This window comes from Micromonospora sp. NPDC004551, from assembly GCF_040609975.1.
GTDB lineage: Bacteria > Actinomycetota > Actinomycetes > Mycobacteriales > Micromonosporaceae > Micromonospora.
Window position 1 is genome coordinate 1 of record NZ_JBEXLM010000068.1, and the last position, 8,835, is coordinate 8,835.

Annotated in this window: 3 protein-coding genes; all 3 read left to right on the forward strand. The window is 76.3% G+C overall.

Translation table 11 applies throughout. From position 1 onward, the window contains the following. The coding region (locus ABZW14_RS34030) for an SDR family NAD(P)-dependent oxidoreductase (RefSeq protein ID WP_355355309.1) at nt 1–2,266 on the forward strand (2,266 nt) is incomplete at its 5' end. After that, nucleotides 2,263–3,144: a metallophosphoesterase gene (locus tag ABZW14_RS34035; RefSeq protein ID WP_355355312.1), complete on the forward strand. Its 882-nt coding sequence runs from the start codon at nt 2,263–2,265 to the stop codon at nt 3,142–3,144. The genes ABZW14_RS34030 and ABZW14_RS34035, both read left to right, overlap by 4 nt. A gap of 298 nt (nt 3,145–3,442) precedes the next feature. Beyond that, on the forward strand, nt 3,443–8,835 hold a 5,393-nt coding region (locus tag ABZW14_RS34040), incomplete at its 3' end, for a beta-ketoacyl synthase N-terminal-like domain-containing protein (RefSeq protein WP_355355315.1).

Below are 8,835 nucleotides of genomic sequence, written 5' to 3' on the forward strand. Positions count from 1 at the left end.
CCAACCCGACACGATCGCGGTCACCACCGCCCTCGCCAGGCTGCACGTCACCGGCACACCCGTCGACTGGACCGCCTGGTTCACCACCACCGGCCCGCAACCCCACACCGTCGACCTGCCCACCTACGCCTTCCACCACCGGCGCTACTGGCTGCACGAGGACACCACCCCCGCTGTCCCCTCGAGCGGTGGCGACAGCGGGACCGATGACCGGTTCTGGGCGGCCGTGGAGCGCGCGGACCTCGGCGCGCTCGACCCCGGACTCCGGCTCGACCAGCCGGCGAGCGCGCTGCTGCCCGCGCTAGCCCGCTGGCGCCGGGACGGCCGGCGGCGGGCCACCGCCGACTCCTGGCGCTACCGCGTCGACTGGCAGCCCGTGCCCGACGGGGACGCGGCGACGCTGGCGGAGACGTGGGCGCTGCTGGTGCCGTACACCGGGATCGACGACACGGTGCTCGCGGCGGTGACCGACGGGATGACGGCGGCCGGTGCGGATGTCCGGACGGTGCGGCTCGACGGGCCGGCCGACGACCGTGAACTGGTCGGCAAGGCGCTGCGCGACCTCGGCGACGCCGCCGGTGTGGTGTCGCTGCTCGCGCTCGGCGGCGCCGGGGCCGGCGAGGCGCTGGCCACCGCGCAGGCCCTCGGCGGGGCTGGCGGCCGGCTGTGGTGGCTGACCCGGGGCGCGGTCTCCGTGGGCACCTCGGACGCCCCGGTCGATCCCGTCGCGGCCGCGACGTGGGGGCTCGGGCGGGTGGCGGCGCTGGAGGAGCCGGGCCGCTGGGGCGGCCTGGTCGACCTGCCCGGGACGGTCGACGCGCGGGCCGTGCGGCGGCTGTGCGGGGTGCTGGCCTCCGGTGCCGAGGACCAGGTGGCCGTCCGCTCCTCCGGGGTGTTCGCCCGCCGGCTGCGCCGGGCCGCCGACGACCCGGTACGGCGGGAGTTCCGGTTGTCCGGGACGGTGCTGGTGACCGGCGGCACGGGTGCGTTGGGCGCGCGAGTGGCCGAGTGGGCGGCCGGAGCGGGGGCGGAGCACCTGGTGTTGACCAGCCGGCGGGGCGGGGACGCTCCGGGTGCTGGTGAGCTGGCTGATCACCTGCGCGGGTGCGGCGTGCGGGTGACGGTCGTGGCGTGTGACGTGGCGGACCGGGTGGCGGTGGCCGGGTTGCTGGACGGCCTGACCGCCCAGGGCGATCCGGTACGGGCCGTCGTGCACGCCGCCGGCGCCGCCCAGGCCATCCCCCTCGCCGAGATGAGCCAAGGGGAGCTGGCAGACGTGCTCGGGGCCAAGGTGGACGGTGCCGCGCACCTCGACGAGTTGCTGCCCGACGGGCTGGACGCGTTCGTGGTGTTCTCCTCGATCGCCGGGGTGTGGGGCTCCGCCGGGCAGGCCGGCTACGCGGCGGCCAACGCGTACCTCGACGGGCTGGTCGCGCGGCGCCGGGCCCGCGGTGTCGCCGGGACGGCCGTGGCCTGGGGGCCCTGGGCGGGCGCCGGAATGGCGCAGGGCGAGCAGCAGGACCGGCTGGCCCGGCGCGGCCTGCCGGCGCTGGACCCGGAACTGGCGGTCGCCGCCCTCCAGGGCGTGCTCGACCGCGATGACCTCGCCGTGGTGGTCGCGGACGTCACCTGGGATCGGTTCGCCGCCGCGTTCACCGCCCGCCGGCCCAGCCCGCTGCTCGACGGCATCCCCGAGGCGACGGCGGACCGGCCGGCCGGGCCGCCGGCCGACGCGGACGCCCCGCGGGCGCTGCGCGACCGGCTCGCCACCGCCGGACCGGCCGAGCGGGACCGGATCCTGCTCGACCTGGTGCGCGCCGCCGCCGCCGCGGTGCTCGGACACCGCAGCCCGGCCGCGATCCGGGCCGGCCGTGGCTTCCTCGATCTCGGCTTCGACTCGCTCACCGCCGTCGAGCTGCGCAACCGGCTCACCGCCGAGACCGGCCTGGCCCTGCCCACCACCCTGGTCTTCGACCACCCCACGCCGGCGGCGCTCGCCGGGCACCTGCGCGACGAGCTGCTGCCCGCCGGCCCGGGCGTCCCGGTCGTCGCCGAGATCGACCGGCTGGCCCAGCTGCTCGGTGCGGTGCCTGCGGACCGGCGCGGGGACACGGAGATCACCCGCCGGCTGGAGGACCTGCTGGCCCGCTGGCGCGGCGACGCCGTGGCGCCGCCGGCCGCCGACGGCCCGGTCGCCGACGACCTGGCCGCCGCCGGCGAGGACGACATCTTCGCCATCATCCAGCGGGAGTTCGGCAAGTCGTGACCAGCACAGAACCTAGGGGTCCGCACGCAGCTAGGGGTGGCCGGCTCCTCGCCATCAGCGACCTGCACGTCATGTACGAGGAGAACCGCCCGCTGGTCGAGGCGCTGCGCCCCGACAGCGAGGACGACTGGCTGATCGTCGCCGGGGATATCGGCGAGTACGTCCACGACGTCGAGTGGGTGCTCGGTCTGCTCGCCCGCCGGTTCGCCAAGGTGGTCTGGGCCCCCGGCAACCACGAGCTGTGGACTCCCCGCGACGATCCGGTGCAGCTGCGCGGGGAAGCCCGCTACCGGCACCTCGTGGCGCTGTGCCGCCGCCTCGGCGTGGTCACCCCCGAGGATCCGTACCCGGTGTGGGACCCCGACGGCGACCCGGTGCTGATCGTGCCGCTCTTCGTCGGCTACGACCACTCCTGGCGGCCACCGGGCACCTACAACCGGGCGCAGGCACTGGCCCTGGCCCACGAGACGGGGATCGTCTGCACCGACGAGTTCCTGCTGCATCCGGATCCGTACCCGAGCCGGGACGCCTGGTGCCGGGCCCGGGTGATCAGGACCGAGCGGCGGCTGGACGCCGAGCGCGGCGGGTTGCCCACCGTGCTGGTCAACCACTACCCGCTGGTCCGCGAGCCGACCCGGATCCTGCGCTATCCCGAGTTCGCCCAATGGTGCGGCACCGACCTCACCGCCGACTGGCACCTGCACTACGCCGCCCGGGTCGCTGTCTACGGCCACCTGCACATTCCGCGCACCACGTGGTACGACGGGGTCCGGTTCGAGGAGGTCTCGGTCGGCTACCCGCGCGAGTGGCGCCGCCGGGTCACCCCACCGGGACGGCCCCGGGTGATCCTGCCGGCGCTCGCCCGCCAGCACCGCTGACCCTCCCGCCACCGCGCCCGGCCTGCCCGGACGCCCTTCCGGGACGGCCGAATGAGGGGTCCGTAGGGGTTGGGCGGCCGATCACTGCTCAGTAGCGTCCACTCACGGTGACGGGTCGGGTGCCGGCGCACCCCCGGCCCGCCCGCTGCGGTGGGTGCGGCTGGTCATGCGGTGAGGAACAGACAGTGAAGCGGTGAGCGGGTCCCGTCGCCGTCGGTCGTCCCCGGTCACGGGCCGATCGACGGCTACCTCGGAGTTCGGCGGAAACGATCGGTAGCAAGCTCGGGGCGGGTGGGTCATGGCGGACGAAGAGAAGCTCCTCGAACACCTGAAGTGGGTGACCACCGAGCTCCGCCAGGCGCACCGGCGGCTGCGCGAACTGGAGGAGCCGGAACCGATCGCGCTGGTCGCCATGGCCTGCCGGTTCCCCGGGGGCGTCAGCTCGCCCGAGGAGCTGTGGGACCTGGTCGCCACCGGCACCGACGCCACCGGCACGTTCCCCACCGACCGGGGCTGGGACCTCGCCCGGCTCTACGACCCGGACCCCGACCACCCCGGCACCTCCTACAGCGACCGGGGTGGCTTCCTCGCCGACGCCGGCGACTTCGACCCGACCCTCTTCGGCGTCAGCCCCCGCGAGGCCCTGGCCATGGACCCCCAGCAGCGGCTGCTGCTGGAGGCCACCTGGGAGGTGTTCGAACGGGCCGGCATCGACGCCGGCACGCTGCGCGGCAGCCGTACCGGGGTGTTCGTGGGCACCGCCGGGCAGGACTACGCCTCCGTGCTCCGCCGCCTGCCCGAGGGCGCCGAAGGGTACGTGCTGACCGGCACCGCCGCCAGCGTCATCTCCGGCCGGGTCGCCTACACCTTCGGCCTGGAGGGCCCGGCCGTCACCATTGACACCGCCTGCTCGTCGTCGCTGGTCGCCCTGCACCTGGCCGCCCAGGCGCTGCGCGACGGCGAGTGCACCCTGGCCGTGGCCGGTGGGGTCAGCGTGATGGCCACCCCGGGCGGCTTCATCGAGTTCTCCCGCCAGCGCGGCCTGGCCGCCGACGGCCGCTGCAAGGCGTTCTCCGCCGCCGCCGACGGCACCGGCTGGGCCGAGGGCGTCGGCCTGGTGCTGGTCGAGCGGCTGTCCGACGCCCGCCGCAACGGCCACCCCGTCCTCGCGGTGATCCGCGGCAGCGCGGTCAACCAGGACGGCGCGAGCAGCGGACTGACCGCCCCCAACGGCCCCGCCCAGCAGCGGGTCATCCAGCAGGCCCTCGACAACGCCCGGCTCGGCCCCGCCGACGTCGACGCGGTGGAGGCGCACGGCACCGGCACCCGGCTGGGCGACCCGATCGAAGCCCAGGCGCTCCTGGCCACGTACGGCAGGGACCGCCCGGCGGACCGGCCGCTCTGGCTGGGCTCGCTGAAGTCGAACCTCGGTCACACCCAGGCCGCCGCCGGCGTCGGCGGGGTGATCAAGATGGTGCTGGCCCTGCGGCACGGGCTGCTCCCGGCCACCCTGCACGCCGACGAGCCGTCCCCCCACGTCGACTGGTCGACCGGCGCGGTCGCGCTGCTCACCGAGGCCCGGCCGTGGGCCGAGGAGCCCGGGCGGGTCCGCCGCGCCGCCGTGTCGTCGTTCGGCATGAGCGGCACCAACGCCCACCTCATCCTCGAACAGGCCCCGCCCGCCGAGCCCGCCCCCGCCGCGCCGTCCGGAGTGGACCGGCCGGTCCTGCCGGTGCTGCTCTCCGCCGCCCACCCCGCCGCGCTCGCCGCGCAGGCCGGCCGCTGGGCCGCGTGGCTGGCGGCCGGCACCGCGCCGAGACCGCTCGACGTGGCGTTCGCGTCCGCGACCTCGCGGGCCGCTCTGGACCACCGGGCCGTGGTGGCCGCCACCGGCCGGGACGGCCTTCTCGCCGCGCTGCGGGCGCTGGCCGCGGGGCGGCCGTCCGGTGCGGTGGTCGCCGGGCAGGCGACCGACCGCGGCCCGCTCGCGGTGCTCTTCTCCGGCCAGGGCGCGCAGCGCGCCGGGATGGGCCGGGAACTGTACGAGGCGTTCCCCGTCTTCGCCGCCGCCCTGGACGAGGCGTGCGGGCACCTGGACCGGATGTTGCCGCAACCGTTGCGGCCGGTGCTGTTCGAGGACGCCTCTGGCCTGGTGGACCGGACGGTGTTCACCCAGGCGGGCCTGTTCGCGGTCGAGGTGGCGCTGTTCCGCCTGGTCGAGTCGTTCGGCGTGGCGCCGGACTTCGTCGGCGGGCACTCGATCGGGGAGGTCACGGCCGCGCACGTGGCCGGCGTGCTGTCACTGGAGCACGCGTGCGCCCTGATCGCCGCGCGCGGCCAGCTGATGCAGGCCCTGCCGGCCGGCGGCGGGATGCTCGCCGTGAACGCGCCCGAGGCGGAGGTGCGGGCCGTCCTGGACGGGCCGGCCCCCGGCGGTTCCACGGCTGCCGGCGAGCCGGCGGTCTCCGGCGACCGGTCGGCCTCCGCCGGTCGTACGGACCGGTTGGGGATCGCGGCGGTGAACGGCCCGGCCGCCGTGGTCGTGTCCGGCGCCGTCGACGCGCTCGACGAGATGGAACGGTACTGGCGGGACCGCGGCGTGCGGGTACGCCGGCTACCGGTGTCGCACGCGTTCCACAGCCCCCTGATGGAGCCGATGCTGGACCGGTTCCGCACCGTGCTGGAGAAGCTGACCTTCCGCGCGCCGTCGCTGCCGCTGGTGTCGAACCTGACCGGTGCCCTCGCCGACCCCGACGAGGTGCGCACCCCCGACTACTGGGTGCGGCACGTCCGCGCGGAGGTCCGCTACGCCGACGGCGTCACGGCCCTGCGCGAGGCCGGGGTGGACACGTTCCTGGAGGTCGGCCCGCAGAGCGTCCTGACCGCGCTGACCGCCGACGTCCTCGGCGACGACGAGGACGTCCGCGCCGTCGCCGTCCAGCGCAAGGACCGGACCGAGACCGAGGCCCTGCTGACGGCCCTGGGCGACCTGCACGTGCACGGCGTTCCGGTCACCTGGGAGTCCTGGTTCACGGGCACCGGCGCGCACCGGGCCGACCTGCCCACCTACGCCTTCCAGCGGGAGCGGTTCTGGCCGGACGCCGCCGCCTGGCAGGCCGGCGACGTGTCCGGCGCGGGACTCGGCGTGGCCGGGCACCCGCTGCTCGGCGCGGCCGTCCGGCTCGCCGGGGACGACGAGGTGGTGCTCACCGGACGGCTGTCGGTGTCGTCCCACCCCTGGCTGGCCGACCACGTGGTCGCCGGCGCCGTGGTGGTCCCCGGCACCGCGCTGGTCGAACTGGTCGTCCGGGCCGGCGACGAGGCCGGCGCTTCCCGCATCCGGGAGCTGACCGTCGCCACCCCGCTCACCCTCCCGGCGTCCGACGCCGTACGGGTGCAGGTGCGGGTCGGCGCCGCCGACGACGAGGGCGCCCGCCCGGTGACCGTGCACGCCCAGCCGGACGACGACCCGGATGCCGAGTGGGTCCGGCACGCCGAGGGTGTGCTGGAACCGGCGTCGGCGCCGGAGCCGGCCGCCGAGGCATGGCCCCCCGCCGGAGCATCCGAGGTGGACCTGACCGGCTGGTATCCGGCGTTCGCCGAGCACGGCCTGACGTACGGGCCGGTGTTCCAGGGGCTTCGGCGGGTGTGGACCGGCTCGGACGAGGCGTACGCCGAGGTGGTGCTCCCCGCTGGGGCCGACCCGACGGGTTTCGGTGTGCACCCGGCGCTGCTCGACGCGGCCCTGCACCCGATCGGGCTGCTCGACGCGGGAACCGGCGGCGGCCCCCGGGTGCCGTTCGCGTTCGAGGGCGTGCAGCTGCACGCCGCCGGCGCCCGGGTGCTGCGGGTCCGGCTGCGCCGCTCCGGCACCTCGGTACGCCTCGTCGCGGTGGACGAGAGCGGCGCGCCCGTGGTGTCGGTCGACTCCCTCGTCCTGCGTGAGCTCGGCACGACCGCCCCGCCGAGCGCCGCCGACCGCTCGCTCTACGCGGAGATGTGGCCCGTCGAGGACGTCAGCGCCGCCGAGGCGCTGACCTGGGCGGTGCTGACCCCCGGGTTCGGCGGCGCCGGGTGGCCGGCCGAGGGACGCCCGGCCGACACGGGCGACGATGGTCCGGCGGACCGGACGGTGTTGCCGGACGCCGGCATCGCCTACCCGGACGTGGCCGCGCTCGCCGCTGCCGTCTCGGCCGGCGTGCCGGCACCGGACGCGGTGCTGCTGTCGGTCATCGGGCCGCACGGGGCGGACGGGGGCCGGCCCGAGCGGGTGCGGTCGGTGACGGCCGAGGTGCTGGCCGTCGTGCAGGCGTGGCTGGCCGCCGAAGCCCTCGCGGACACGCGGCTCGTGGTGGTCACGCGGGACGCGGTGGCGGCGCGGGACGAGGACCGGATCGGTGACCTTGCCGGTGCGGCGGTGTGGGGGCTGCTGCGGTCGGCGCAGTCGGAGCACCCGGACCGGATCGTGCTGGCCGACCTGGACGACACCCCGGACGCCGACGTGCTGGCCGTGCTGGCCGGGGTCGCCGCCGACCCGGCCCCGACCGGCGGGCAGGTGGCGCTGCGCGACGGGCAGGTGCGCGTACCCCGGTTGACCCGCCTGCCCGACGACGAGCTCGCGCCGCCGGCGGCGGGCCTCTGGCACCTGGCTCCGGTGGCCCCCGGGACGCTGGACGGCGTCGCGCTGGTGCCGGCCCCCACCACCGAGCTGGCCGCCGGCCAGGTCCGCGTCGCCGTGCGCGCCACCGGCGTGAACTTCCGCGACGTGCTCGTCGCACTCGGCATGTACCCGGACCCGGCGGCCCGGATGGGCAGCGAGGGCGCCGGAGTCGTGCTGGAGGTCGGCCCCGGCGTCGACGACCTCGGCCCCGGCGACCGCGTCCTGGGCATGTTCGAACCCGGCTTCGGACCCCAGGTCGTCGCGGCACGCGAGCGGGTGGCACGCATCCCCGCCGGCTGGACGTTCACCGAGGCAGCGTCCGTCCCGCTGGTCTTCCTGACCGCCTACTACGCGTTGCGTGACCTGGCCGGGTTGCGGGCGGGTGAGTCGGTGCTGATCCACTCGGGTGCGGGTGGGGTCGGCATGGCGGCGATCCAGCTCGCTCATCACCTCGGCGCGACGGTCTATGCGACGGCGAGCCCGGGCAAGTGGGGCACGCTGCGGGCGCTGGGGGTGGCCGAGGAGCGGATCGCGTCGTCGCGGACCACCGAGTTCGAGGATGCGTTCCAGGTCGCGAGTGACGGTGCCGGTGTGGACGTGGTGCTCGACGCGCTGGCGGGGGAGTTCGTGGACGCGTCGCTGCGGCTGCTGCCGCGCGGCGGCCGTTTCGTGGAGATGGGCAAGACCGACCTGCGCGACCCGGAGCAGGTCGCCGCGCAGCACCCGGGCGTGGTCTACCGGTCGTTCGACCTGAACGACGCGGGCGGGGCACGGATCGGGGAGATGCTCACCGAGCTGCTCGACCTGTTCGAGCGGGGTGTGCTCACGCCGCTGCCGACGCGGGTGTGGGACGTGCGGCAGGCCCGGCAGGCGTTGCGGCACATCAGCCAGGCCCGCCACGTCGGCAAGGTCGTCCTGTCGGTGCCAATTCCGGCCGACCCGGGCGGCACCACCCTGATCACCGGCGCGTCGGGCACGCTCGCCGGGCTCGTCGCCCGCCACCTCGTGGCCACCGGGCAGGCCCGGCACCT